This is a genomic window from Blautia sp. HA8986, assembly GCF_056504635.1.
Map to the genome: position 1 here is coordinate 255,929 of NZ_JBWLUQ010000001.1, position 25,273 is coordinate 281,201.

The 25,273-nt window shown below is 43.7% G+C and carries 20 protein-coding genes; 15 read left to right on the top strand and 5 right to left on the bottom strand.

Annotated elements, in window-relative coordinates:
- Window positions 1-165 precede the first annotated feature (165 nt).
- From AC04Q4_RS01065 to AC04Q4_RS01080, 4 genes are all read left to right on the top strand, one after another.
- Complete coding sequence (locus AC04Q4_RS01065; RefSeq protein WP_476388314.1) at window positions 166-1,899, top strand: type IV secretory system conjugative DNA transfer family protein; 1,734 nt, start codon at window positions 166-168, stop codon at window positions 1,897-1,899.
- Window positions 1,860-2,831, top strand: coding sequence for a DUF5688 family protein (locus AC04Q4_RS01070; protein ID WP_476388315.1), 972 nt, complete (start codon window positions 1,860-1,862; stop codon window positions 2,829-2,831). The genes AC04Q4_RS01065 and AC04Q4_RS01070 overlap by 40 nt, the downstream gene beginning before the upstream one ends.
- A gap of 10 nt (window positions 2,832-2,841) precedes the next feature.
- Window positions 2,842-2,964 (top strand): hypothetical protein, encoded by a 123-nt coding sequence (locus AC04Q4_RS01075; protein WP_274602662.1) that lies wholly within the window; start codon window positions 2,842-2,844, stop codon window positions 2,962-2,964.
- A 115-nt stretch (window positions 2,965-3,079) separates the two neighbouring features.
- Window positions 3,080-4,564, top strand: a complete 1,485-nt coding sequence (locus AC04Q4_RS01080) for a CAP domain-containing protein (protein ID WP_476388316.1) — start codon at window positions 3,080-3,082, stop codon at window positions 4,562-4,564.
- 106 nt (window positions 4,565-4,670) lie between these two features.
- Here AC04Q4_RS01080 and AC04Q4_RS01085 read toward each other — a convergent pair whose 3' ends face one another.
- From AC04Q4_RS01085 to AC04Q4_RS01100, 4 genes are all read right to left on the bottom strand, one after another.
- Complete coding sequence (locus AC04Q4_RS01085) at window positions 4,671-4,925, bottom strand: hypothetical protein (RefSeq protein ID WP_476388317.1); 255 nt, start codon at window positions 4,923-4,925, stop codon at window positions 4,671-4,673.
- A 71-nt stretch (window positions 4,926-4,996) separates the two neighbouring features.
- Entirely contained in the window at window positions 4,997-5,221 is a 225-nt protein-coding gene (locus AC04Q4_RS01090; protein ID WP_476388318.1) for a hypothetical protein, read from the bottom strand.
- Window positions 5,222-6,169 (bottom strand): ArdC-like ssDNA-binding domain-containing protein, encoded by a 948-nt coding sequence (locus AC04Q4_RS01095; RefSeq protein ID WP_476388319.1) that lies wholly within the window; start codon window positions 6,167-6,169, stop codon window positions 5,222-5,224.
- A gap of 932 nt (window positions 6,170-7,101) precedes the next feature.
- Window positions 7,102-7,842 carry a hypothetical protein gene (locus AC04Q4_RS01100; RefSeq protein ID WP_476388320.1) on the bottom strand — a complete coding sequence of 247 codons (741 nt, stop codon included), beginning with the start codon at window positions 7,840-7,842 and terminating at the stop codon, window positions 7,102-7,104.
- A gap of 263 nt (window positions 7,843-8,105) precedes the next feature.
- On the opposite strand from AC04Q4_RS01100, the gene AC04Q4_RS01105 reads away from it, so the two are divergent.
- From AC04Q4_RS01105 to AC04Q4_RS01155, 11 genes are all read left to right on the top strand, one after another.
- Entirely contained in the window at window positions 8,106-10,478 is a 2,373-nt protein-coding gene (locus AC04Q4_RS01105) for a DUF927 domain-containing protein (protein ID WP_476388321.1), read from the top strand.
- 1,495 nt (window positions 10,479-11,973) lie between these two features.
- A complete protein-coding gene (locus tag AC04Q4_RS01110) occupies window positions 11,974-12,282 on the top strand; it encodes a hypothetical protein (protein WP_476388322.1) in 309 nt (102 codons plus the stop codon).
- A gap of 49 nt (window positions 12,283-12,331) precedes the next feature.
- Window positions 12,332-12,775, top strand: a complete 444-nt coding sequence (locus AC04Q4_RS01115) for a hypothetical protein (protein ID WP_476388323.1) — start codon at window positions 12,332-12,334, stop codon at window positions 12,773-12,775.
- 147 nt (window positions 12,776-12,922) lie between these two features.
- A complete protein-coding gene (locus AC04Q4_RS01120) occupies window positions 12,923-13,408 on the top strand; it encodes a hypothetical protein (RefSeq protein WP_476388324.1) in 486 nt (161 codons plus the stop codon).
- A gap of 99 nt (window positions 13,409-13,507) precedes the next feature.
- Window positions 13,508-14,392, top strand: coding sequence for a structural protein (locus tag AC04Q4_RS01125; RefSeq protein WP_476388325.1), 885 nt, complete (start codon window positions 13,508-13,510; stop codon window positions 14,390-14,392).
- A gap of 191 nt (window positions 14,393-14,583) precedes the next feature.
- Window positions 14,584-15,870: a tyrosine-type recombinase/integrase gene (locus AC04Q4_RS01130; RefSeq protein WP_173756722.1), complete on the top strand. Its 1,287-nt coding sequence runs from the start codon at window positions 14,584-14,586 to the stop codon at window positions 15,868-15,870.
- Between the two features lie 154 nt (window positions 15,871-16,024).
- Window positions 16,025-16,246, top strand: coding sequence for an HPr family phosphocarrier protein (locus AC04Q4_RS01135; protein WP_119240480.1), 222 nt, complete (start codon window positions 16,025-16,027; stop codon window positions 16,244-16,246).
- A gap of 144 nt (window positions 16,247-16,390) precedes the next feature.
- Window positions 16,391-18,799: a helicase C-terminal domain-containing protein gene (locus AC04Q4_RS01140; protein ID WP_476388326.1), complete on the top strand. Its 2,409-nt coding sequence runs from the start codon at window positions 16,391-16,393 to the stop codon at window positions 18,797-18,799.
- Between the two features lie 81 nt (window positions 18,800-18,880).
- A complete protein-coding gene (locus AC04Q4_RS01145) occupies window positions 18,881-20,347 on the top strand; it encodes a serine hydrolase (RefSeq protein ID WP_476388327.1) in 1,467 nt (488 codons plus the stop codon).
- A 127-nt stretch (window positions 20,348-20,474) separates the two neighbouring features.
- Window positions 20,475-20,846, top strand: a complete 372-nt coding sequence (locus AC04Q4_RS01150) for a RidA family protein (RefSeq protein ID WP_179976540.1) — start codon at window positions 20,475-20,477, stop codon at window positions 20,844-20,846.
- A 316-nt stretch (window positions 20,847-21,162) separates the two neighbouring features.
- Complete coding sequence (locus tag AC04Q4_RS01155; protein WP_476388328.1) at window positions 21,163-24,003, top strand: cobalamin-dependent protein; 2,841 nt, start codon at window positions 21,163-21,165, stop codon at window positions 24,001-24,003.
- Window positions 24,004-24,671: 668 nt separating this feature from the next.
- On the opposite strand, the gene AC04Q4_RS01160 is transcribed toward AC04Q4_RS01155, so the two are convergent.
- On the bottom strand, window positions 24,672-25,178 hold the full coding sequence (locus AC04Q4_RS01160; RefSeq protein ID WP_173756724.1) for an amidohydrolase family protein: 507 nt from the start codon (window positions 25,176-25,178) through the stop codon (window positions 24,672-24,674).
- Window positions 25,179-25,273: the final 95 nt, after the last annotated feature.

Here is a 25,273-nt window from a genome sequence, read left to right on the forward strand (position 1 = left end):
TACCGGTTTTGGAAATATCTGAGGACGGAGATACAAAATCCCCGTCCCGGGATAAAAAAGGATATATGGAAATGGATAAACCGTATCTTTTTCAGCGGAATCTGGCTCCAGCCTTTTGCGATGGCGGGGTTAATCCTGTTCTTTCAGAAAGTTTTGGGCGGGGATGTGTCGTACCTCATCCTGTTTGTCTTATCGTTCCTGCCATCTGTCTATGTATGGTCAGAGAACCAGAGGCAGGCTGCGGCCGGAAAGAAGGATTTCAGTATTGAGGATGTATTCCACGAAAAGCCTCATGAATTTTCAAGCCCGTTAAAGCAAAAGGCGATGTACCCAAGGATTGCGGAAGATTTCCTTTTTGACCAGCCACAGGGCGTGGTGTTTGGAAGGACAGAGGAAGGATATTTCAAAAAAGAGCAGAAATATCTGTGCAAGCCGATGGATGCAGCACATTATAAAGATGGCCATGTATTCGTGATTGGTGGGTCTGGCAGTGGCAAGTCCTCTGCCCTGGTCATCCCGTCATTGCTGGCCAGCCAGAATGCCGGTGGATTTTATGTTGACATCAAAGGAGAACTCTGGCGGAAGTCCCGAAGGATGGATGCGGAAGATGTGGTCATCATTGATTTCCAGGACCGGGGGAAATGGGGATGGGATGCGTTGTATCTCCTGAACCACAAAGGAGGACGGGCCACGGACCAGGATATCCGGGAGACTATGGAGGAAATCGCAAACAGCCTGATACCCATATCGGCCAAGGATACAGACCAGTTCTGGAAACAGTCGGGCCGCTCGCTTTTGGTCGGAGAACTGGTTGGCCTGTATAAGCAGAAAAAGATACATAACCTGTCAGAACTGGTGAATGAGATACTGTCCCGGGATGCCAAGGAACTGGTGGAGGAATTACTGGACGGGGCAGCACCGAGGGCTACAGAGACGAAGTTTCTTTCCTCGTTCCGGAACCTTGCGGAGGATACGATGTCGGGAATCGTCCAGCAGGAGCAGGAGTCTTTAAAAATCTTTATCGATGAAGATATCCGATATGGAATGGAGACCAATACCCGGCAGGCAAACCCGCAGATGCTTGAGGAAGGAAGGGCAGTCTTTCTGGCCATCCCGGAGGAAAAACTGGAAGTGTACTACAATTTGGTAAATCTTATTATCGCCCAGGTGTTTGGTAGCCTGATAAAGAGGCCGGAAGGGAGCCGGCCAGTTATGGTCGTGATTGATGAGATGGCCCGGATTTGTGCCCGGGGCCCTGTGCCATATTTACATTCAGGAATACTGCTCACTGGAAGAAGTCGGAACATCACCTTGATTTTGATAACCCAGAGTTTTGAAGCCCTGGAAAACGCTTATACGAAAGCCGATATCCAGTCGATGATTGCCAATAGTGCATATCTGGTCTGTTTGGATGTACGGAGTCCTTCCACAGCCAAGACCATCTGCGGGATGGCTGGCACTTACAAGGAAAGGCAGACGACCTGGAGCGGTTCCGGGAAGAACCGGAGCGTCAGCATTTCATACCAAGACAAGCCAATCCTGGAGCCTTCGGATTTGTCCAGGCTGGTGAAACAGGATGAGGTCGTTATCATATCCGCAGATTACGGGTATTGCAAAGCCAGGAAGTGCTCATACTTCAACGATGCCGTCCTGGGGCCGATGTCTGAGAAGGTGCAGCGGTATAATCAGGAGGCTATGGGGATAGAAGGGAAAGAAGAAATAAAAGAAACAAAAAGACCAATACCAATCCTTCCGGAACGGCCGGAGGATTGTAGAGAAAAATTAATGCGGCTGGCAGAGAAAGGATATGAGACCCTGAGGGAGTCTATCCACCGCCAGCATGAAGGAGGAAAGGAGAAATGGAAAAAGAAGACAAAATCAGACTGCAAAAAGCAATAGAGAAGAGCCTGGGGGAGCAGTGGGAAGTAAAGCCCATCACAGTCCCGAAAGTAAACGGCCCCAGGGATGGATTACGTTGCAGGCATGAAGGGGATAAACATGCCCTGGTCATATATCCGGACGATTATGCAGGGATGCTGGCATCCGGGGAGAGTATGGCGGATATCGGGAGGTACGCAGCGGGCCTGGTAGAGGAAAAGAGGACAGCCCTGCCGGAAATCACGGACCTGCCATACGCGGAGGACTTCCGGAAAGGACTGTTCATTCAGTTGGTGAATGCGGATGCAAACAGGGCACTCCTGGAAAATGCAGTATATGATTCTGTGGAGGATATGGCGGCAGTGGTGCGCTGTAAGGTAGCCGAGGAGGGAGCGTTGCTATATTCCTTCCGTGTGACGAAAGACAGCCTGCCGTTATTCCGGATGGGCCAGAGTGAGGTTCTGGCCGAGGCATATAAAAACACGGCAGCGCAGGAGTTCCAGTTGCGGAATACTGCCGATATCTTGCGGGAGGAACTGGAAAGACAGATAGAAGCGGGGGAAGTGACAGAGATACAGAGGGAAGTGATGGAAGAGATGCTCGCCCAGGAATCCCCGCTCTATGTCCTGACAAACCAGGAAAAAGTAAACGGTGCCAATGTGATGCTGTGCCCGGTTGCTTTACAGAAGGTGTATGAAGAACTGGGTGAGCCTTATTACATCCTTCCCAGTTCCATCCATGAGGTCATGGTCGTAAGGAAAAGTGAGGACATGGACATCGGGAGGATGAAGGAGATGGTGAAGAAAGTGAACCTGTCCACGGTAGAGCCGGAGGACCTGCTCTCTTACGAAGTCTTCCGTTATGACGGCAGGAAACTATCCGTTGCCAGGGAAGATGTCCAAAAAGTATCGGAAACCGTAGACAGGGTAAAGCACCACAAATGGACGATGTAAGGAGGGAGATATGGGAAAAGAAGAAAACCTGACAGAGGCCGTCCGGAGATATCTGGAACTGAAGCCGGGATTTTTCCAGGTGGATGTGAGGACCGGGGACGGAAGGCTGATAGAGGGAAAGAAAAGCATGTGAGGGGCTCAAAATGCCTCTCATTTTTTATGCAGAAAATGTGGCTGGTTGATTTACAAAGGGGGAGGGCAGGAGTAAAATAATGGTATATCTATGAAACAGACAGGAGGAAAACAGGATGAAAAGAAAGAGGATTTTTAGTTGTTTCCTGACGGTCATGCTGGTATTGGTGATGGCTATGCCGGTATTCGCTGCATCTGGAAAGACACCTTCGGCAGTATCTGTAACGAAGGCTGCGGCTGCTAAAAACTCCGTGACAGTTACCTGGAAAAAGTCAAAGTATGCAACTTCTTACCGGATTTATTACAAACAGGCCGGTGCGAAGAAGTGGACCACGCTGGCAACTATCAGCAGTAAAAATCTGAAGTATACGCATAAATCTTCTAAGAAGTACCCGCTCAAGGGTGGTAAAAAATATTCCTATACAGTCAGGGCATACAACAAGTATGGCAGGAAGTGGAGTTTTTACGATACGAAAGGCAAGACCGTCACTATTCCGGCCGTACCATCCGTTGTAAAAGCCAGCGCGAAAGCAAACAGTTATAAACAGGTGACTGTGACATGGACGAAATCCATTAATGCCACAAATTACGTTGTTTATTACCGTCCATCCGCATCAAGCAGATGGACAAAGATTAAAAGCGTAAGTGCGAAGACACCGAAATATGTTCACAAATCCAGTAGCAAATATCCGATTAAGGCGGGCAAAACTTATTATTATATCGTAAAAGGTTATAATAAAACATTCAAAACTTATGGTGGATATTATAAAGACGGAGCTAAAGTTAAAGTCCCTAAAAAGACAGTTTTAAATCCTACTGTAACTCCGTCTCAGCCTCCTGTCACGGTAACACCAACACCAACGAAAAAGCCTACCGCCACACCGCAGCCGACGAAAAAACCTACTCCAAAACCGACACAGAAACCAAAGCCGACGGCTACTCCTGACACAGAAAGCCCGGAACAGGTAAAAAAAGACATAAAAGAAGTTATTCGGTTAACGAATAAAGTAAGAAAGAAATATGGGAAGAATGCAGTAAAAGAAAATGCAGCTTTGGATGCTGGTGCTGCTGTAAGAGCGAAAGAAATTTATACAAAATTCAGTCACGAAAGACCTGATGGAAGGAGGTCTTCGTCTGCCTATCATGAAGCCGGAGCTGGTAATATTGTTGGGGAGAATATTGCCGGAAAAAGCTCTCCGGAAGGAGTAGTAGAAGCTTGGGAACAAAGCCCTGGACATCTTGTGGCAATGATAGACAAAAGAGCCACGCATATCGGCGTCGGATACTACAAAGGTTATTGTGTCCAGGTATTTGCACAAAACCCTGACCAGAAATTCACGCTAACAGTCGATGCTAATGGCGGATATTTTCCGGATAAAGATAATGCTGAAAAATACACAATACAGGTGCCAGCAGGGATGACTCTAGAGGTTAAAGATATTTCAAAACCGGCAAAAAAAGATAGTGAAATTATTAGTTGGACATTAATTTATGACGATGGATATGAAATAACTTCGCCTATAGAGAAGAACAATAAATTGCATATGACAGAAAATCTGAAGTTAAGAGCAGATTGGGCAGACAGCAATTCATCCTATTGATGATATAAATACACAGAAACGCACCACCGTATGGCGGTGCGTTATTTGATAATTTGTCAGCAAAGTTAAGCTCTACAAACGTGTATCCTTCCCTGCATACGACGGCTTAAAAACAAAAATATTTACCCGCAAAAATGAGATTGGTTGACAATTCCGATTCCTCTAATTGAACGATACAGTTTAGGCTCTCACCACCCTTTCCGGTGGGGAGAGCCTTTTTTGAAATTTTTTTGTCTTTATTTTTAACGTTTCTTTTCTTTACAACAGCAAATTGTTTACAGTAACCAAAGAAAGGACCGTTTAAAATGTCGTTATCGACGGGCGTGAAAACCGCGGCCAGGCTTGTTGTCCTGCTTGCCATCACACTGCTTGCCCCGGCAGTCTTTCAGTCCACCACCCCGGCGGCTTCCAAGCGAACGCCCACAAGACCTACTACTTGCTTAAAATCTTTTCTAAAACTTCCCTGATTTCCGCTTCATTCATAGTCAAAGCATCCGGCAAAAATTCCAGCACCATCTTACCGATATCAACCAGGCGTTTTGTGTAGTTCTTTTTCTCAAGAGCACGCTGGCGGTTCTCTGCTAATTGCTGGCGGTGAAGAGCCTGTTTTGCTTTTAACTGTTCTATTTCTGCAAGTTGCTGTTCAATCGCATCCATTTATCTGCACCTCCTTTTCTGCACGGTCTCTGCGGCTTCGGTTATAGCCTGGACCGTTTTTTCTTTTTTTGTAAGTTTCTGTTCTACTGCGTCAATCATCTCGTTTGAAGTACTGCGTATGGTTTCCAGGCTGGCTTTCAGTTCCTTTACGTCTTTGCCGGAACTCCAACTGGAAATATAGCCGAAAGAATATTCCGAAGTGTCCAGGCCGAGATACTGGCAGACTACAAAAGCAATGGATTCTGCCTGCACCTCTGCGGTGTGTTTATCCGGAAGGTCTGCCGAATGGAGTTTTTCATGGGCCATTTCATGAATCAGGGTCTTGAGAGACTGTGCTTCGGAAAGGCTGCTGTCTATGACGATTTCTTTTTGGATGAGGTCATAATATCCATTTGCATCCTCGGATATTGGTTGGAAGTGGATTGGAACCGGGCAGATGTCAAGGAGAGCATCCTTTATCTGTTTTTGTCTATCGTTCAGGCTACCTTCCAGGGAGTGGCAGAGTTCCGGTAGTGGTTCGCCCTCCGTCTGCTTGATGTCAAAGGTATATCCAACCTTAAAGAATGGAATGATTCTTTCAACAACTTCCTGCTTGACACTTCCATCGGGAAGAGTGACAGGTCTGCCGTTTTCGTCTCTCACATCTTTTAAGGCCTGAGATTTAATGATTGAGGGGCAGATGATTTGGATTCCGGATTCTCCCTTTTTGACCTGACGGTTCAGAGACTTCCAGCAGGTATAACTTGCACACAGCGTGGCATCCGGTCTTTGTCTGGCAATCAAAATCTGGTTATTCAACGAGTAATTGTGGAGGTGCGACATCTTGGAAAGAAAAGCCCTGTACTTGTCCCCATCCATAAAATCTTTGATGGACTGCTCCAGGCCCGCAGTCAGTTCATTCAGGGCTTCCTGCCTGGATTTGGATTGTTTTTTATCTGTTTTTTTCATATAATATTGCCTCCTTTGGATTTGGGTAATATTAATATGAAGAAAAGATGATGGGGATAAAAAAATTTGCGGGTTTTGGTGTGGAGGGATGGGAGAAGAAAAAAGAGATGGACAGATTTGGGTAGCAATATGTATTTTGAAAGGTTCCGTTTTGTTCTGAGGTATGATATAATCGTTCTGTTGTCCAACCGAGACCCGGCAACGGGAGGAGGTGAGAACTATAAGCGAAATAATAATTACCTTTATCGTTACCGTCGCGGCAGGTGTGACTTGCCATCTCATCTGCAAATGGTTAGATAGGAACGACTAGGACAACAATAGCCTGATGGATACTTGACCATCCTAAAAAACAAGAAGAAGCCCTCGGTTGTAGTGCAAGTACAGCCGGGGGCTTCGTTCTTTGCTATAAGCGTTTAATAATTACCTTTTGCCTACTGGCATTATATCATATGCAAATCTGAAAATCAATATACCGATAAATGGGAAATCGGGAATCATCTGTATCACATATCGTGAAATATCACAAAAACTTTTAGTGTAAATTTGCTTTTGTTTTTTGAATTTAAAAACGGTTCTGGGGTGACGGCTGGAAGGCGGCAGGGATAGACACAGCCGGAGGTGGTGGATAGTACACCATAATAATGGTGAGTATATGCGCCCTTCCTCTTAACAAATCTGTGAAAAATCCTTCTTTTTTAGGGGTATTGGCAGTCGTTCCGGCTGTTATAATCTTGAAATCCTGGTTAAAGATGGTGGCTCCGGAAGCATTTTCCATGGTGGTCCCGGAAACGCGGTGATGGTGCTTTAGGAAGTTCGGTGATGGTGGTTCCGAAAATGCAGCGATGGTGGTTCCGGAAATGAGCGATGGTGGTTCCGGAAATGCAGCAATGGTGGTCCCTCAAATATCAGTATGGTGTTTTTATCTTATCCAATCAATCCTCTGTAACATTGTCAAGAGCCTCCGATTCTGTAGCATTGAAATCCTGGGCTTGCTGTTGGTTAAAGGTCTTGATACATTCAAGCGCAAGGTTATACCACCGCTTGGAGTTCTTCTCTGCATTGTCTGCGTTTTTCTCAGCATAATAAATTTTTGCGGTCAAATTGCTGGTCTCTATCAGAAGTTTATTGTATGCGTTCTGTAAGTCTGCAAGTTGTTTCTTGAGAAGTTCATTTTCGGTCTGTAGAGCAATCAGTTGACGGTCAGGGGACGCCTTGTGCAATGGCATCCATATGGATTCGTCTAAGGGCTTGGTGTTTGCTTGGGGTGATGTTTCCTTTGATGAAGGTGTGGTGGCTGCATGGTTTTCCTGTGCGAAGGCATCCTCGGGAGTATTGGAAATATAATCCTTGAAAGGCTGAAATTGGTGGGCTTTTTGGGGATTAGATTTATTCTCCTTAACATAAATGAGCATATCTTTGAGTTGTTCCGCAATGTTGTTGGCATCGCTATCAATCTGTGCCTGAGGTCTCCGGTGCTCGTTCAGAAATTCTACAGCGAAGTCGTCCAGGTATTTAGTCTTGTTCCTTATCTGGATATGGCCTCGGAGTTCAGTATCCTGATATTTAATAACCTGGCGTCTGACCGCTTCATATGTGATTCCCTGGCTGTTCGCATACTGGGGAAGAGTGGTCCCGATTTCATTATCACAAGTCCATGAATGGGTGTTTTCCATAAGTTTTTGTTCCTTTCACAGTACTTTTTTATTTGGTGAGTACATTGTAGCATATGGTAGTGCGTAAATCAATATAAATAATAGTTGCGCAATGTAGTACGTGCAAAAATAAAGAAAATATAAAGAATAAATGGATTTTTGTAAATATGTTGACACAACGTAGCACGAAGCGTATTATAAAAATAAATCACGAAACCACAAACTATCAACATGATTTTTACGCATATTGATTTTATCTCATGAAAGAACAGGAGGAGAAGATTATGAGTGAGAATTTAAACATAGATGTAGCAGCAATGCTGAACCAGTTGCCGCCGGAAATGCAGAAACAGATGCAGACTTTCATTAATATAATGAAGGGAGGGCAGAATGCAGTTGTTCCACAGGCAGGACCGCAAAAAAAGAACTTTGAAAGTCTGTATAAAAAGGACTATTCCTGTATCACCAGTAAGGAGGACATCCTGTCGGATGGTCTCTATGATGAAGTTTATGGAGGTCTTTACGAGGACTACCCAGGAAGTAAAACGGTTGCCCGGGCCGATATCTCTACTGTAGAGTATATATTAAGCGAAAAGGCAAAAGCGATTGGAGGAACAGAACTGCAAAGATTTTTCAAAAGAAGAAGTAGTGAGGAAAGGAAGAGAAGAAAAAAGGAATATGAGGAAAAACGCCGTAAAAATGCAGGAACAGCAATGGACCTAGCGGTACAGACCGATTTTTCAGATTTGCCGGAGTTCAGCACTGGAAATAAATTTGTTTCCCCTGAATGGCACGCAGATAATAATTCTATCTATACATTAGAAGAACGGGGCCAGCAGACAAAAATATTAAAAGCATCAGACCATCCGATTCTTATTAATAGGGAATTGAGAGCCATTGATGGAAGCGATAAAAATAATAAAAGAGTCGAGTTATTACTGAAACCGGATGACAAATGGATTACAGAAATCGTAGCACTGGCGGATTTATACGACCCAAGGACGGCATCCAAGATATTAAATGGCCTTGGTATGGAACTGACACCGGATATGATAACACCCATGATTAAATACTTGCAGTCCATGTCTGTGGAATCAAGAAAGCGTGGGGCACTCGATACGGTTGAAACAGTGAGCACTCTGGGATGGAGTGAAGATAAGAAAAGATTTCTTCCGTATACAAACAGCGGATTCATTTTTGACAGAGAGTCAGAGTTTCCAACATTGATAAAAGCATTGACTCCGGCAGGAGACCGGGAGGCATATTATCAGAAGATGCGGGAGTTGCGGGCGTCTGGGCAGGTCCATTTGAACTTTGCTATTGCGGCGGCGTTATGTAGTCCGATTTTAGGGATGCTGACAGAACATCCAGAGGGATTCATCTGCAATATCTATGGAAAATCCAGAACAGGAAAATCGGTTGCCAGCAAAATTGCAACGGCGATGTTTGGAGACTGGCGGCCGAAATCCGGATATGTATGCGGCCCAAATAATACGGTTAATGCAATGGAAATCCTGATGAACGTATTAAAAAGTGTACCTTTGATTATAGAGGATACCAATAATATGTCTAAGTATCAGCAGGGCCAGTTACAAGTGCTGATTATGAAAATCGCCGGTGGAATTGGCAAAGCCAGAGCGACAAAGACCCTTTCACTGGTGATACCGATGGCATGGACAATCGCGGCACTGGTAACTTCCGAGTATCATATAACAAAACAATGTGGAAATGGCGGTTCCATCAACCGTGTGCTGTCCTGTTCATCTCCGAAGGTGTATCCAAAATGTGCGCCCTGGTCATCAGAGTCAGGGGTTCCGATGGCGAAACAGATTACCGCATTTTTTGTAGAGAATCGAGGCTGGGCTGGTATTGACTACATAAAGATTCTCCAGACCCTGGGTGAAAAGGGCGTTAATCAGATTATTGATAAAAAAATGGAAGAACTCAGCCTGGAACTTGAGAAAGCAGGCAAACCAAACAGTCAGTTGTCCGTGCTGGCAATCCTTGCTACAGCCGATGAACTTGCGGCAGAATATCTTTTTAAGGACCATATAAAGATGTCTGTGGCAGAGTTGCTTTCATTTGTGGAAAATGATTCCGAGATTGACCAGAACGAAAGAAGTTACAATATGCTTGAAGACAGGATTTCCATTAATGCAGAAAGATTTGAAGGACTTTCCAGGATTGATATGAAGGTGATTGACGGAAGGGAACGGGAGATTCAGGCAGGTGTAGAGCAGAGAGGTGAGAACTGGGGAATTTATCATGACTACGAATATGATGAAACTAGAAAGAGAATGATAAAATGGGTCGCTATCAAATATGAGGTTTTGAAAAAATGGATTGTGGAGGAAGACGATGGGGACATCAAGATGTTCCTGGATTATCTGAGAGAAAAAGATTTGCTCATTGCCGATAAGAATAAAAATACGACAAAAGTTTATTCGGAAAGATTCGGGATGCGTTTAAGTTACGTCAAAATCATTCTCACTGATGGGGAAGAGGAAGTGAAAGAAGAAAAGAAAGAAGAAAAGAAAGAACCAAAGAAGCAGGATAGTTTTATGAAGGCTGCTGATGATTTAATCAGTATGAGGGATAAAAAGGAAACTGCGGAAGATGAGTTTATCGGGGATGACGAAGATATCCCGTTCTTTTAAATGATAACAGGATGAAAAATATTCCGGCTGAAACGGCCGGGATATTTTTTTGCCGCTGTGCCCCTGGGGTGCCGCTGTGAGGGTGGCGGAAATATCGCGGAGAATTGGCGTAAAATGGCCATTTATGTTTCGGGCCGCTGTGTACCGCAAAAAATTGGGGCTGTTGGAGAAAATATGAGTGTGTGTGAAATATTTTTCATGCACACGATTTTTTTATGTAAGGGTTGAGGTTTTAGAGCGGCAGAGCGGCGGTATGGGATAAGGATATAAAATATGTATTGTATTTTAATAAATATACTATATATAGATATATAAATGGCAAATATGCACTATATATTGAATGAACGTGTATATATTGACGCCGCTGGGCGGAGTGGCAGTAGAGCGGCAGGAGTGGCAGGGTGTAGTTTGAAGATGTAAGGATATCTCGTTCACCGGTAGTGTATCGGTATCGGCAGGATATGAGGCCTTGTACGAAAAAACACTTTCGCAGCCGATAAGTTATCGGGGAACCGGTACTGTATCACAGCCGCAGAATTGGTTTTCGTGCCAGAGAACCACAGCCATCCGGTAGGGATAACCTGACAACGGCGCAGGCCGCCAGTAACTCCAAGTCTGCCAGTGGAATTGTCTATGGGAACAGGCCGTCCGGGTAAGGCGAAATGCTCCCGCAGGTGTTGATGAGTACAAGGTATACAGCCCTGCCATTCGTCGTAAACCTTCTTATATATAAGCAACTTCCCGGGCGTTATCATATATATTCCAGCCACAAGAACCATCATATCTGGCAATCGTATCCGGCACATCTATAAAATCATATCTATCCATAATCCTGTCCGCAGCCCTTATCATCAGGTTGCACCAGGCTCTTTTCATCCACAGCCGCCATCACAGGCCGGTTCAGGAGTCCTTGCTGGCACGCTTCGTCAATCATTTCCCGATGCCTTTAGCATATCACTGTCATCTTTGCCGCATCCTGCTCTCATATATCGCCGCCACCGCTGCGGCAACCTGTCATGACCTGCCCGCTACAATCTCTGTATTTCTTCCCTGTCGCCGGTCAACATCTCCGCAGGCATTATCCCAGGGCGTCCCGGGGCCGCCGTTCCCAGCCAATCGTTCTTCCATATCCCTCCCGATGCCATAATGCGTCCAGCCGCATCCTCTGTTTCTGCTCCTGCCTTCCGGTTCTCAAATCCTATCCAGCCCGCAAATCTTCCCGCGTTTCAGCCTTCTCCGATGCCATTTCCACCAGCCGAAAAATAATCCGCAAAAAAATACGCCTTCGGATTTCCTCAACATATAAAGGATAACGGAAGGGAAAAGAGAAAACCGGGAGGTGAAATCCATGAAGACATAAGAACATTCCATCATGCGGATGCCGGAAATGTGCCGCGGTACAACAAGGGCTAAGAAAAATCAACGATAATCCACACGACTGCATCAATTTTCCAGCAGGCTATATATGTAAAGAAAAAACAAGGAGGATAGGACCATGAGAAAGATTTTACATGGAAGATTATATGACACAGACACAGCCAGATATATTGGCAGTAACCAGAGCAGTTGTTACAAAAATGACTACTGCTATTTTGAAGAGGAATTCTATAGGAAGAAAACAGGAGAGTTCTTCCTGTATGGCGAAGGAGGCCCGGCATCCAGATATGCGGAACGTCTGGAAAGCGGCGGCTGCATCGGCGGGGAGCAGATTATCCCACTGTCAGAGGAAGAAGCAAGGGAATGGGCGGAAGAGAACCTTACTGTTGAAAAATATGAGGAACTTTTCGGAACCTTTGAAGAGTAAGAAGTGCTTTTATAAGAAACGATTTTATAGCAGAAAGGAAGATACCGATATGAGACCATTAAGAGAAGTTTATAGCGACATTACAAACCTGAAATGCAGAAAGGAAATCCAGAAGGCCTATGATGTGGTAAGGGACAGATACCAGGTGTTTGCAAAGAAGGCTCAGGAGATTGTAGAAGACACGCAGATGGCTATGATGCTGGACAGGATGCAGGAACTGGTACAGCAGGGCAAAATGATGAACATGTTGTCAGAGGAAGAGGTCATGGAGGAAAGCCAGAAACGGCTTGATAAGGAATGCACACAAGAACTGGCTGCCGTCAGGGAGGCCAATACAGAGTTTATGAGGGTATGGGGAAAAGCACTGCTGGAATACCCGGAAGAGAGCGTGAGAATCTGTCAGTTGGGATGGAATGTTGGCGAAGAATTGAAAAGAAACGATATCCGGTATCGGAATAAAGATAAGATGTGGAATGGCCCGGATGAGGAATGAATCCCGGATATCTGGAGACTGGGGCGGGCTGGACCGGCAGCCTGCTCCCGATGAAAAGATGGACCCGCAAAAAAACAGACGGGATGATTCTTTTAACATATAGATGATACAACCGGTAAGGAATCAGGACGAAAGGAGATTTTACATATGGAACAGAAACATACTACCTGGCACGGAGCGGAACTCAGCCTTGCAGCGATAAAGGCTGGCTTCGTAGACTATTTTGCTGCGGCAGAAGCAGTTGACGCAGAATACTACGACATCGATGCCGAAGATGAGGGGACCTGGGAATTGGTAAATGGCGATGACCTGTATTTCAGGGACAGCGAGGGTGAGGCCTATGGTTCGGAAATGGCTATGGAAAGAGTCCGGGACCTGGAGGCGATGATTGTCGGGGCCGAAGAGGACCAGGACACTTCCAGGTGGGAGAAAGACATAGAACTGCTGACGACGAGATGTGAGGTCATAGAGCCGTGTGAGTATTACCAGGTGCCAGAGGAAGGGGCAAGGATACTGCTGGATGAATCCGAGGAACTGGTCTATTACAACGCAAGGCTGGAGGTCTATGTATGGGGTATCTGCCACCTTGGGCTGAATTGGAAACGGGTGCTCACGACTATCCTGGTCCGATAAGAGTTATAGACCGGTAAAGACACTGGCAGGCTGCACAGACGGCCTGCCCGGATAAAAATGTTACATACCAAAATTTATACGTAAAAAGGAGATTATATTATGATGAAGAATCCAAAAGAATGCGTTTGTATCCAGAAAAACCAGACATTTTTTGTGCTGAATGAGTTGACCATACCAGAATGCAAGGACGGCAGCGAGCCGCTGACCTTCCATCACGATACGTTCAGCCGTTTTAAATTTGTCCTTATCAGCAAAGAAAAGAGACCGGCCACAGCCAATGTGCCGGTAAATGAACTTCCGGCCATCTTCCAGAAAATCCGGAACCTGAGCCTCCGGGATATGTTATCGGTACAGAAACAGAAATCTGAGCCGTCAAAGAGCCCGGCATACACGACTACGATTAATGCAGGAACATTAAAAGGAAAGACTCCGGCAGCACTGCTCCTGGAGGATGCACAGACTAATAAGAGACTGTTAATCAACCAGAAGAACTGGCTTGAGAGCAATTTAGGCAGGTATCCAAGGAACGCGGCACAGATAACAGCAATCGAGGATGCCTTGAGACTATACGAAGCAGGACAGTTGGATGCGGAGGAATCCAAGGCTGGATTCCAGGCAGAGACGGTCTACAGTTCCGGCATGAGGCCCCTTATCCGGCGGAAACACGGCGATAAATACTTTGTGTATGAAATCTCTATCCGTTGGGACGGAGCCTCTGAGAAGCCGGTAGAAATTGATATCCGGAATTACTATGCACCGGTCGCGAGGACGGAAAAAGGCCTTTTGAATGTAAAAGCAAAGGAGCGTGAAGGGGAAATCCGGAATGTGATATCCCTTACCCTGGAAGAGTGGCTGTGGGGGGAACATATGCTGGAAAGCAATATCCGGACCTTTGAAGACCTGTATGCACGGAATCATTACAAGCAGGCATACGAGGCAGAAAAGGAACTCAGGGAAGCACTGAGGAAGGATAGGGCATCATAAAAAGTTGGCACAGAGGGCCTGGAAACGGGCTCTCTGTACCGTATTAAATAGAGAGCCGGGTTATACCGGTTCTTTTTTATTTACATTAAAAGATGTGTTCATAGATATTTTGAAAAAAGACTCGCAAAAAACTAAGGCCATACCATTTTTTCAGCATGTTGTCTTCAAACAATAGAACGGAGGCAACTTTTATGGAACTTACTGTTGAAATGATGAAAAAGTTATTAGATTCTGCTATAATTAATAACGAGGACGTAGAGAGAGCCCAGATAGAAACAATTAAGGAGGCTCTCATGAATAAATATGGCATAAAAGCACCAAAACTTACACAGAGAAAAAATAGAAAAGGATATGTATGTAATATTCCGGGAAAATATGTTATTCCAGGTGGACCTAAAAGGCCACAAGTCAGTGGCAGTACACAGGCGGAGTGCCTAAAAAATTTTTATGATTACATAGAAAAATCGGTGGTAGGGACATATGATAAAAATATGACTCTGCAAGATGTGTGTGAAGAATGGCTTAGAAAAAAGAAAGGTGAGATAAATGAAACAACACTGGATAGGTATGATTCCATCTATCGTAATCATCTTAAAGATACCGAGTTCTCTAATCTGACATTAAGAAAGATAAAAAAATTTGACTGTGACGACTATATTAAAACGTTGTATCATAAAAAACTTGCATATAGAACGGTAAAAAACATAAAAACTTTAGTATCTCAGGTGATGCATTATGCTATTATGCGGGAATATATGAATACAAATTATATGAGTTATGTAAAAATCAATGCTAATTTGTGTGCTGTTAATGAATACAAAAAGGAAGCCTGGACTGACGAGGAATTATGCATTATCCGGAAAAAATCACTAGAAGAATGGAATGAACATAAGAAATATAGATTTTCTGCCGTTATTATGTTATCTGCTACAACTGGATGTAGAATAGGTGAATTACTGGCAGCAGATTGGTCTGATATTGATTTTGAAAAGAAAACGTTTACTATTAATAAAAATTATGTCAATTATAGAGATGTAGATACAGGAAATTATGTTACACAAATCAATCATGGGAAAAATGTTGCTAGTAGGAGAAGTATAGACCTGACGGATGAGGCTGTTTTTTGGTTTAAAGAAATGAAACGCCGTAATGACCATTTGGGATTATATAGCGAACATGTTATAGTATCACGAAAGGGGGCTCGTCTAAAACACAGGGCTATTGATGCAAGAATAGAAACATTCTGTAATGCGATACATATACCGTATAAGGCATCTCATACGGGTAGACGTACTTATGCTACTGCACTTAAAGACTATGGGGTTCCGATTAGCGAAATTAGTGCAGACCTGGGACATAGCAGTATTTTAACTACACAGGCAATTTATTATAAACGTAGAAATTCACGTGAAAAAGCATTGGGTCAAAAAAATGCAGCGTTTGTGGCAACACTTGGCAACACCCCATCATTGGAATAAACCCGCATAATATAAGAAAAAATGGCCGAAAAACAAAAAATATTGTACATTGTGTCGAAAAATGTTTGATATGAAATAAACAGTATTGACAAAAACTTAACTTTTGTGTAAAACTATCACATACCAATTATTTCAGAAAGGCAGGCAGTTAACGATGGAGCAGCAGATTAAACTGGACGAGAAAAGTGCTCAGGAGTTTGTCAGCGCAGCCAGCAAGTGTAATTTTGATATTGATGTATTTTACAATCGTATCATTATTGATGCAAAGTCTATCTTAGGACTTCTCAGCTTGGATCTGACACAGACACTGACAGTGAAATGCTATGGTGAGGACGAGAAATTTAAACAGGTTCTTTCCAAGTATGCAGTGGGATGAGGAAAATATGAAAAAAGGGAAACAATAATAAAAGGGCGCAGTTCACGAAAGAAAAAGCAGAACATGCGTCCTTTTTTATTATATGAAGGGACGGTTCCAAGGATTTTATGGTATAATCTCTGGAAGAGAAAGGCTGATTTCCGCATGACAGAATATGAAAGCGGACAGTATCTGGCAGGAGCGAAATTAATGGAGAAAGAGCGGGTCCGGATTTCTGTGAGAAATCTGGTCGAATTTATACTTAGAAGCGGGGATCTGGATAACGGCCGGGGTACCGGGGATAAAGAAGCCATGCTGAAAGGCGGCAGGATCCACCGAAAGATCCAGAGAAGCATGAAAGGGGATTATCAGTCAGAGGTTTCCCTGAAAAGAGAAAATGAATATGAGGATGTGATCATCCAGGTGGAAGGCCGCGCTGACGGGATATTTACAGAAGAAGGACAGGTCTTTATTGATGAGATCAAGGGAACTTATGGAAATATTCAGGCCATGGAAGCACCGATTCCTGTTCACCGTGCACAGGCGATGTGTTATGGCCTGATCTACGGGGAGAAGGAAGGCCTTAAGCGGATTGGAATCCAGATGACATATTCCCATCTTGATACAGAGGATACCAGACGATTCCGGGAGGATTTTTCCATGGAAAAATTGCAGGACTGGTATCAGAAACTGCTGGATGCTTATCATAAATGGATCGCATACTCCATTTCATGGAAAAAACAGAGAAATGATTCCATGACAGACCTGCAGTTTCCTTTTCCGTACAGAGAAGGTCAGCGGGAAATTGTCAGTGGTGTGTATCATACTGTTTCCAGCGGCCGTACACTTTTTGTACAGGCTCCTACAGGCGTTGGAAAAACCATGTCAGCTGTTTTTCCGGCTGTACGTGCCATCGGAGAGGGAAAAGGTGAGACGCTTTTTTACCTTACAGCCAAGACGATCACAAGAACAGTAGCAGAGGAGGCTTTTCGTATTCTGCGGGAGAAAGGCCTGAAATTTAAAGTGACCTCCATTACAGCCAAAGAGAAGCTGTGTTTTCTTGATACGCCAGAGTGTACCCCGGAGAAATGCCCTTATGCAAAGGGGCATTTTGACCGTGTGAATGATGCGGTTTATGAATTGTGGACAACGGAAGAAGTATATTCCCGGGAAGTGATCCGGGAACATGCTGAGAAATGGCAGGTATGTCCTTTTGAGATGTGTCTGGACCTTTCCATCTGGACAGACGGAGTGATCTGCGATTATAATTATGCCTTTGATCCCAATGTACATCTGAAGCGGTTCTTTGGAGATAACATTTCGGGGGATTATATTTTTCTTATTGATGAGGCTCATAATCTGGTGGAACGCGGCAGGGAGATGTACAGTGCCGATATATACCGCGGGAATATTGTAACACTGCACAGAAAAGTCCGAAGATTATTTCCGAAGCTTGCCAGGACTCTGGATAAAGCTAACCGCCAGATGCAGGAGTTGGAAGATAATCTGGGAGAGAATGGAAGTGAATACCAGGTGCTTGCAACCCCGGGTCCTCTGCCCCTTACATTTCTTACAATATCCGGCCAGCTGGAGGAGATTCTTGAAGATAAGAATATGGAGGAAGAACTTCGTAAGGAGATTTTGGAATTCTATTTTACAGTGAGGGATTTCCTTAATGTATCGGAACTTGTGGATGAGAACTATGTTGTATACACAGAGAAATGCGGGGAAACGGATTTCAGGCTTCGGCTGTTTTGCGTGAATCCGGCAGTAAATCTGGGAGAATACCTAAAAAAAGGAAAAAGTACGGTATTTTTTTCCGCAACACTTTTTCCTATGCTGTATTATCGAGAACTTCTTACAACAGATCAGGATGCTTATGGAATTTATGTAAGATCACCTTTTCCAACAGAGAACCGTCAGATCATGATCGGCTGTGATGTAAGCAGCAAATATACACGAAGAAATTACTCAGAGTACCGTAAACTTGCAGAGTACATTGCCAGATGTGTGTGGCAGCGTCAGGGAAATTATATGATATTTTTTCCGTCATATAAATTAATGGAGGATGTATACCGGGTTTATGAGGAGGGATTTTCCGCAGCTTGGGTTCGCTGTATCCGGCAGAGCTCTGATATGACAGAGCGTGCACGTGAAGAATTTCTGGAAGAGTTTCAGAGCAGAGAAGGGACGCTTGTGGGGTTTTGTGTCCTTGGAGGGATTTTCTCCGAGGGAGTGGATCTTACAGGGGAGAGTCTGATCGGTGTAGTGATCGTGGGAACAGGACTTCCGCAGATTGGCAGTGAGAGAGAGATTTTGAGGGAATATTATAACAGGAAAAACCATGCAGGATTTGATTATGCCTATCGTTATCCGGGAATGAATAAAGTGCTCCAGGCTGCCGGTCGTGTGATCCGCACAAAAGAAGATAAAGGTGTGATCCTGCTTCTGGATGACCGTTTTCTGGGACGGGATTATGAGGAGATATTTCCACGGGAATGGAGAGACCGGAGCATCTGTAGACTGGACACTGTAGAGGGAGCACTTAAAAATTTCTGGAAGCGGTTTACTTGACAGAATGGGGAAATCCGATATACTTATAGAGTCTTTAAAAGAGATAGTTACTGAATAATCAGAATGATGAAAGAGAAGTATATGAGACATAAAAAAATATACAAAGCACTGGCAATCTGCCTCACTGCGTCAATGCTCACCCAGACTGTGACTGTGGCAGGAGCACAGCAGACAACACAGGGAAGCCTTGGTTCTGTTACAGAGGAGTCCCAGATACTTCCCATTCCCGATGGAAGCGGGAAATATATATTAAAAAGCAGCGGATTTTACTGCCTGAATGAGGATGGTACAAGCGATAGTACACCAGCTGTTCATTATTTCAATCATTTTGTCATCGATGGAACTGTGTTTGACGGTTATTATTATCATGATGAAAACGGCAGATTTGCAGCAGGAAATTCTTATATGGTTCAGTTAAAGAATCTTACGGCAGTGTCCGATGATGGAAACGGCGGGGAGATTTCTTTTGATGGACTCTATATGGTGAATAATCTGGGAAAATTAAGTGCAGCACCTCAGGTACGCTATATGGATGATCTTGTGGTGGATAAGACGACTTACAATGGCTTTTATTATTTTAATAAATACGGAAAAATGGTTACAGATAAGGGAATCCATGATTTGCAAATGAGTTCGGCAGGTCAGATGTTTGACGGCTATTATTACTTTGGCGGTGAGAACGGAGCACTGGTACAGGAAGCGGTAGAAACACCGGAAGGATTTCCTGTTGATGAGAACGGCAAGGTGGAAACCAGGAATCTGGGAATGAAAGGTCTGAAAACAAGGATTACAGAACTTCTGGACAGTTATGAAGGAACCTGGAGCGTTTATGTGAAAGATCTCAAAGCGGATAAAAAGTTTGAGCTTAACAGCCAGTTGCTGTATTCAGCTAGCCTGATCAAGGTTTTTGTGATGGCGCAGACTTATGCAAATATGGATGCTGTGCTTCAAAATGAAGCGGCTAAACTGAAGAAAGATGTTTCAGATCCGGCTGTATCAGCGAAGGTGAATGACCTTCTATGGAATATGATCACAGTCAGCGATAACGAGTCCTTTAACGAACTGGTGCGGCTGCAGACAGCTACTGGTGTATTTAAGGACGGTGCAGAAGCTGTGAATGCTTTTCTTGCAGAGAATAAATATGCAGATACATCGGTGCAGCATATTCTGAGCCCGTCAGCTTCGAAGGATGCAGGGCTTGGTGGAAGAAACACCACTTCTGTAAAAGACTGTGCGCAGCTTCTGGAAGGGATATACAATGGAGAATGTGTATCAAAAGAAGCATCAGAGGCGATGATGAACCTTCTCATGAACCAGCAGGTAACGACCAAGATTCCGAGTGGTATTTCCGCATCTGTAGAGATTGCCAACAAGACAGGAGAGACAGACACAGATCAGCATGATATTGCCATTGTGTATGGTGAGAAGACAACATATATTCTCTGTGTGATGTCAGAGAACTGCCAGGCAGGAGATGCTGTTTCCCATATTCAGGATATTTCCGGCATTGTTTACAATTATCTGAACATGCAGCTTGACCAGAAATGATATGTGAGCTAAAATTATAGCGTTCTGTGAAAGCAAAGATTTATTTCTGACGAGCTGATTTCATGGACTATTATTAAGAATACCTGAGCAGTTACAAGGACAGCTCACAAAGAGAGGAGAATGTATTATGACAACAGTACATACAGACAATGCACCGGCAGCGATCGGACCATATTCCCAGGCTATCATCCATGGAGATACTCTTTACACATCCGGGCAGATTCCGGTAGATCCGGCAACAGGTGAAGTTGTCGGAACAACGATTGAGGAGCAGGCTGATCGTGTGATGAAGAATCTTGGAGCAGTTCTTGAAGCTGCTGGTACCAGCTATGAGAAAGCTGTCAAGACTGTATGCTTCCTTGCGGATATGAATGATTTTGCTGCATTCAACGAAGTATATGCGAAATATTTTGTAAATAAGCCGGCACGTTCCTGTGTTGCAGTGAAGACACTTCCAAAGAACGTTCTCTGCGAAGTAGAGGTGATCGCAGCTGTATAAATGAATGATCTGCCTGATATCAGGTGAATCGTAGGATAGTATAGTTTCCACATCCGGATACCATAGAATTATACAGAAATCCCCGTTGATTTCGAAAATATTCGTTGTTTGTTGATAAAATGATGAATGTTTTTGTGGTGACGGGGATATTTTTTTAAAAAAAATACACAAAAAACCACAGAAAAAATCATAAGATAGTATAATAATACAAATGGATAACAGAGGTTATGTAAAAATCAGGGCGTTAAAATATAATCACTTAATAAAGATGAGTGCAGATTATTGAGAATAAATTGAATAATTAGGAGGGAACGCCATGATTATCATAGGTGAGAAACTGAACGGTTCCATTCCGTCAGTTGCAAAGGCAATCGCTGAGAGAGATGCGGATCTTATCAGAGAGAGAGCTAAAAAACAGGCGGAGGCAGGAGCTACGTTTCTTGATGTATGTGCTTCTGTAGAAGAGGACGTAGAGGTAGAAACCTTAAAATGGATGATCGACCTTGTACAGGAAGTAACAGATACACCAATCTGTGTAGACAGCCCGAGTGCAAAATCCTGTGTTGCAGCAATTCCGTTCTGCAAACGTCCGGGACTTGTAAATTCCGTATCCCTTGAGGGAAACAAGATCGACACGATTTTCCCGGTGATCGCGGATACTGACTGGGAGTGTGTTGCACTTCTTTGTGACAACGATGGAATCCCGGATTCCGTAGAACGCCGTATGAAAGTTTTCCACGGAATTATGGAGAAAGCAAAAGAATATAATATTGCACCAAGCAGACTTCATATTGACCCGCTGGTTGTTACCTTATCTACAGATCAGACAGCACTGACTGTATTTGCAGAGTGTTGCCGCCAGATCAAAGCAGAGTATCCGGATATCCACATCACAAGTGGTCTTTCCAACATCTCCTTTGGTCTTCCTACAAGAAAGAATATCAACCAGGCATTTATGGTACTGGCTATGAACGCAGGAATGGACAGCGCGATCGTTGACCCGACCAATAAGAATATGATCGGAATGATCTACGCAACAAATGCTCTTCTTGAGCGAGATGAGTACTGCCTGGACTACATCGACAAATTCAAAGATAAACCTGCACAGGAGGCAGCTCTAGTGGCAGAAACAAAAGAGCTGACACCGGCAGAGGAAAAAATGCAGGCCGTATTCAAAGCAACAGAAAACGGCAAGAACAAAGAAATCGGAAAATGTGTTCAGGAAGCTCTGGATGCAGGCTGTGACCCGACAGCAATCCTTAATGATGGAATGATCGGTGCCATGGCAGTTGTTGGTGAGAACTTTAAAAAAGAGATTATTTTCGTTCCGCAGATGCTTGCAGCAGCACGTGCCATGAAAGAGGGCGTTGAGGTTCTGAAACCGTACCTTGCAACAGGTGAGGCCGGAAGCGCAGGAAAGATCATTCTTGGTACGGTAGCAGGCGACCTTCATGATATCGGTAAAAACCTGGTTGGTATGATGTTCGAGAGTGCAGGATTCGAGGTTATCGATCTTGGTGTTGATGTTCCGATTGAGAGATTTATCGAAGTTGTAAAAGAGAACAAAGATGCGACCATCGTTGCACTTTCTGCTCTTCTGACAACGACAATGCCATCTCTTCGTGATACGGTAGCGGCACTTCTGAAACAGCCATTTCGTCCGCGTATCAAGATCATGGTTGGTGGTGCACCGATCTCCCAGGAATTTGCAGATGAGATCGGAGCAGATGCTTACACAGAGGATGCAGCTTCTGCAGCAGAGCAGGCCAAGAAATATGCAGATTCCGGTTTCTGTGCAAAAGCAGCAGCTGGTGAGTTCCCAGATGTAGAAGTAGCAGAGGAAGAAGCACCGGCAGAAGAAAATGAGGAAGAAGCTCCAGCAGTTCATGTAGAAAAACCACTGGAGGTTAAATTTGATAAATCTACTGTTGATATCAGCAAAGTAAAACTTCCTGGACCAGGAGAAGGATACAAGCTCAACTGGAAAGAGACAAAAGAGAAATTTACAAATTACTGGCAGCATAAGAATACCGGCCGTCCGCTGATGTGCGTAATCGCAAGACGTCCTGAGGTTGAGCAGTTTTCAGATGGAACACCTGTTGAGGGTGGTTATCTGGATCAGATCTGCCAGGGTAAATATTACAACATGCCGAAAGAACTGTACTGGAAAGACATGGAAGATAAGTACCAGAATGCAGAGCGTATCGTAGCTCGTTACCGTTACTTCTGTGATACACACGCATTTCTTGGAGAGAGCTTCCCGAACCTGAATATTGACTTTGGACCTGGTTCCACAGCAGCATACCTTGGTTCTGATATCGGATTTAAAGAGGATACTGTATGGTTCAAGAAATGCCTGGATGGCTGGGATGGTGTTCCGAAGCTTACATTTGATCCTGAGAACAAATGGTTTAAAAAACATCTCCAGCTTGCAAAAGACTGCCGTGCTCTTGCAAAAGATGATTTCTATGTAGATATGCCTGACCTGATGGAGAACATTGATGTACTTGCATCCTTACGTGGTGCACAGGATACTCTGTTTGATCTTCTGGATGAGCCGGAAAAAGTTGGCCAGCGTATCCAGGAAGTTACAGATGTTTACTATGACTACTATGATCGATTCTACGATGTAATTAAAGATAAAGACGGCGGCAACGCTTACACCGTATTCCAGATCTGGGGACCGGGAAGAACTGTAAAACTGCAGTGTGACTTCTCTGCAATGATGGCACCGGAAGACTTCCGTAAATATATTCAGCCATCTCTTCGTACACAGTCTGAGAATGTTGACCATGTACTGTATCACCTTGACGGACCGGCTGCAATCAAACATATGGATGCACTGATGGAAATCGAAGGTATTGATGCACTCCAGTGGACAAGCGGTGATGCCGGCCCTGACGGAACACTTCCGGATTGGGATGTAATTTATGACAAAGCTATCGCAGCAGGAAAATCCATCTGGGTAAAAGTATACTCCGGTGAATTTGAAGACTGGATCAGAAACGTTGACCGTATTGTTAAGAAATATGGCTCCCACAGCCTCTTCCTTCTTTTCCCTGAGATGTCTATGGAGCAGGCCGTATACCTTCTTGACTATGCAGACAAGAACTGGAGCGATGTAAAAGGTACTTTCTGTGAATCCCTTGGCAGATAAGATCTGACAGACAGAAAAATCCTTACCAATGATAATAAAATCCAATCCTGATTAATGAAAATCCTATAATGTAAACCGAAATCCCCTGTCCGGAAATAATCCCAACCGGACAGGGGATTTTACTGTGTTCTCCCTGATTGATTTTTAAATAAGAAAGCAATATATTTATACCGTGAAGTCTGGAAAGTGTTGATTTTAAAGCATTTCTGGATGTGTGGGATGCTTTGAAAATATGATTTTGTGACAATCTTGTGACAAACGGTGGAAAAATCACAGATTTACAAAGACGAAGCATATTGATTTCATGATCGGCATATGCTATAATGCCAGTAGGCAAAAAAGATATGATGATGTTCCATGTGAACAAAGAACGAACCCCCGTATGTACCACCAATACATGCGAGGGTTCTTCTCTTTTTATTTTAGTGGTTGAGCATCCACTAGGCTATTCGTTGTCCTTGTTATGACTGTCTAACCATTTGCAAATGAGATGGCAAGTCACACCTGCCGCAACAGCCACCAAAAAAGATATGACTATTTCCATGTGTTCACCTCCCCCCGTTGCCGGGTCTCGGCTGGACAACGCAGTCAGTATAACACAACTTAGAACAGAATGGAACATATAAAAATACCCGGTGCAAATTAATGTACCGGGAGGTTTTTACGAATTAAAAATAGTTCTTTTTTCTATTCCTGTAAAATTGATAATCATTCTCATAGTAAGAAGGAGAATGAGGCAATTCCTTTTCGTATTTTTCTAGAAAGTTAGGTGATAATTTGTAATCATAAAATTCCGCAAGTTTTATTAAAAATCCCTCTAGTATCTTTTCGGGTGAATAGCCTAGAATAATATTGGAATTATCAATTTCGCGGATTTCTTCAAGACGATGGGAGATGATTTTTATTATCTTTTTGCGAGGAATATCAAAATAGTGTTTTTCAATAAATTCAAGTAGTTGTTGAATCATATTTTGAGCTAAATCTGGATCATCTCCACAAGAATCGTAACGATTAATTTCATCTGCTATTATTTCGTCAAATAGATATACTATTCGATTTTTTAATATTCTTTTATCTGCGATTTCTTTTCTATAGGCATATGTATAACATGAATCGATAAGAAACCAAAAAAAATAAAGCAGCTCATAAAGAATTATGAAATTGTCATGGAGCACGATGAACGAATTGCCGGAAAAATCAGATACAATGAATTTTCACATCAGCCTTACCTATATGGTAGTGTGCCATGGGAAGAAGAGGATAATTGTCG

What these genes read in the sequence shown, in the direction of transcription:
- AC04Q4_RS01130 (WP_173756722.1), top strand. Translation starts at nt 14,584, where the DNA reads ATGGAACTTACTGTTGAAATGATGAAAAAGTTATTAGATTCTGCTATA.
- AC04Q4_RS01145 (WP_476388327.1), top strand. Translation starts at nt 18,881, where the DNA reads ATGAGACATAAAAAAATATACAAAGCACTGGCAATCTGCCTCACTGCG.
- AC04Q4_RS01105 (WP_476388321.1), top strand. Translation starts at nt 8,106, where the DNA reads ATGAGTGAGAATTTAAACATAGATGTAGCAGCAATGCTGAACCAGTTG.
- AC04Q4_RS01080 (WP_476388316.1), top strand. Translation starts at nt 3,080, where the DNA reads ATGAAAAGAAAGAGGATTTTTAGTTGTTTCCTGACGGTCATGCTGGTA.
- AC04Q4_RS01090 (WP_476388318.1), bottom strand. Translation starts at nt 5,221, where the DNA reads ATGGATGCGATTGAACAGCAACTTGCAGAAATAGAACAGTTAAAAGCA.
- AC04Q4_RS01110 (WP_476388322.1), top strand. Translation starts at nt 11,974, where the DNA reads ATGAGAAAGATTTTACATGGAAGATTATATGACACAGACACAGCCAGA.
- AC04Q4_RS01140 (WP_476388326.1), top strand. Translation starts at nt 16,391, where the DNA reads ATGACAGAATATGAAAGCGGACAGTATCTGGCAGGAGCGAAATTAATG.
- AC04Q4_RS01120 (WP_476388324.1), top strand. Translation starts at nt 12,923, where the DNA reads ATGGAACAGAAACATACTACCTGGCACGGAGCGGAACTCAGCCTTGCA.
- AC04Q4_RS01155 (WP_476388328.1), top strand. Translation starts at nt 21,163, where the DNA reads ATGATTATCATAGGTGAGAAACTGAACGGTTCCATTCCGTCAGTTGCA.
- AC04Q4_RS01150 (WP_179976540.1), top strand. Translation starts at nt 20,475, where the DNA reads ATGACAACAGTACATACAGACAATGCACCGGCAGCGATCGGACCATAT.
- AC04Q4_RS01135 (WP_119240480.1), top strand. Translation starts at nt 16,025, where the DNA reads ATGGAGCAGCAGATTAAACTGGACGAGAAAAGTGCTCAGGAGTTTGTC.
- AC04Q4_RS01100 (WP_476388320.1), bottom strand. Translation starts at nt 7,842, where the DNA reads ATGGAAAACACCCATTCATGGACTTGTGATAATGAAATCGGGACCACT.
- AC04Q4_RS01085 (WP_476388317.1), bottom strand. Translation starts at nt 4,925, where the DNA reads ATGGCAAGCAGGACAACAAGCCTGGCCGCGGTTTTCACGCCCGTCGAT.
- AC04Q4_RS01125 (WP_476388325.1), top strand. Translation starts at nt 13,508, where the DNA reads ATGATGAAGAATCCAAAAGAATGCGTTTGTATCCAGAAAAACCAGACA.
- AC04Q4_RS01070 (WP_476388315.1), top strand. Translation starts at nt 1,860, where the DNA reads ATGGAAAAAGAAGACAAAATCAGACTGCAAAAAGCAATAGAGAAGAGC.
- AC04Q4_RS01095 (WP_476388319.1), bottom strand. Translation starts at nt 6,169, where the DNA reads ATGAAAAAAACAGATAAAAAACAATCCAAATCCAGGCAGGAAGCCCTG.
- AC04Q4_RS01075 (WP_274602662.1), top strand. Translation starts at nt 2,842, where the DNA reads ATGGGAAAAGAAGAAAACCTGACAGAGGCCGTCCGGAGATATCTGGAA.
- AC04Q4_RS01115 (WP_476388323.1), top strand. Translation starts at nt 12,332, where the DNA reads ATGAGACCATTAAGAGAAGTTTATAGCGACATTACAAACCTGAAATGC.